This window comes from Klebsiella sp. ME-303 (assembly GCF_007910085.1).
Lineage (GTDB): Bacteria > Pseudomonadota > Gammaproteobacteria > Enterobacterales > Enterobacteriaceae > Klebsiella > Klebsiella michiganensis.
This window is the reverse complement of record NZ_VOJB01000016.1, coordinates 1-1047: the sequence shown is the minus strand read 5'-3', so window position 1 is coordinate 1047 and position 1047 is coordinate 1. Positions and strand designations below refer to the sequence as shown.

The following is a 1047-nucleotide window of genomic DNA, read 5'->3' as shown; positions in this document are numbered from 1 at the left end:
TGTTTTGCGAACTAAAGACTGTGTTGCCTTTAATTGGTCTTTCTTTATTTCCCTTTCGTTACAGGTAGGACAGTAATATGCCACTTTGCGATAAGCGCCTCGGCCAGAGGGGCGATACTGCAACTCTTCGCGTGCAAAGGAGCCGCCGCAGCTGTAGCAGTGGAGTGTTTCGGTTTCCATATTTATTCCTGTATTAAGGTGTGTGGATACCTGTCATTTAAGGCATTAATTCATTTATTCGATAATTAAAATGAAACTTCGGTGTTTACTTTATATTGACCTGTAAGCAAGTCAGCATCGACGGAAATTAAATCTCCGTACAGGTCATAATTTAAAACAACATCACGAAATTGAAGTCCTGAAAGCGCATCCGTACGACCACAAAACATATGGTCTTCTTCGTGCTTTGCTGCTTCATGAATATCTTTTATTGACGCCATGGCATCAGACCACATACCACTGTTACCAATAAATTGCGCAATAGCGAGTTTGCTTTGAGCTGCTTTAACCATCGGGTTGCTTTGCAGAAAATTAGCCATTAAACACCCCCGTAACATGCAGAATTTTGATAATGGTCGCTGCCCAGGCAACAAGGCAGATGGCCAGAACAATAACCAGTGAACGAATGCCATTTCTGCTCATACTCCACCCCAGCACTGAACGCTTACCGATGCGACCGCAAATAAAAATGGAACAACCTTCAACCAGAACCGGCGCCATGCTGGTTTGTCTTCGTCTCGAATCATCTCCTTTCCCTCACGCGTTTTGAGTACCTAACAGGCCTTGCAATGCAGTGCCGGGTGCCTCCCGGTGATACCAGCCAGTTAACAACTGGTACCGACAGCTTCTTTTCCACCCCACTCTTTTCAGAAACGAGTGTTACCGCTTAACTGTGCCGCATGCGCATAGCCGCATTCACTGCATTGCAAGGCCTGTTGTTTGTGCCTGTCTTTTAACCATTTCAGGCTCAACGGAATCCGTGAATTTTTATTGCGACTTAAGCTTGTAACGCAGAGCAATAGCTTCTTGGCGGGCGTCGCCTTCAAT

The 1047-nt window shown here is 45.5% G+C and carries 4 protein-coding genes; all 4 read right to left on the bottom strand.

Going from position 1 to position 1047, the window contains the following annotated elements:
- A partial coding sequence (locus FQK12_RS27400) for a hypothetical protein (RefSeq protein WP_222435536.1) occupies window positions 1-180 on the bottom strand: 180 nt, incomplete at its 3' end.
- 65 nt (window positions 181-245) lie between these two features.
- Window positions 246-539 (bottom strand): host cell division inhibitory peptide Kil, encoded by a 294-nt coding sequence (locus FQK12_RS00115; RefSeq protein WP_014228544.1) that lies wholly within the window; start codon window positions 537-539, stop codon window positions 246-248.
- Window positions 532-642 carry a hypothetical protein gene (locus FQK12_RS27855; protein WP_038423473.1) on the bottom strand — a complete coding sequence of 37 codons (111 nt, stop codon included), beginning with the start codon at window positions 640-642 and terminating at the stop codon, window positions 532-534. The genes FQK12_RS00115 and FQK12_RS27855 overlap by 8 nt, the downstream gene beginning before the upstream one ends.
- 224 nt (window positions 643-866) lie before the next feature.
- The coding region (locus FQK12_RS27395; protein WP_222435535.1) for a hypothetical protein at window positions 867-1047 on the bottom strand (181 nt) is incomplete at its 5' end.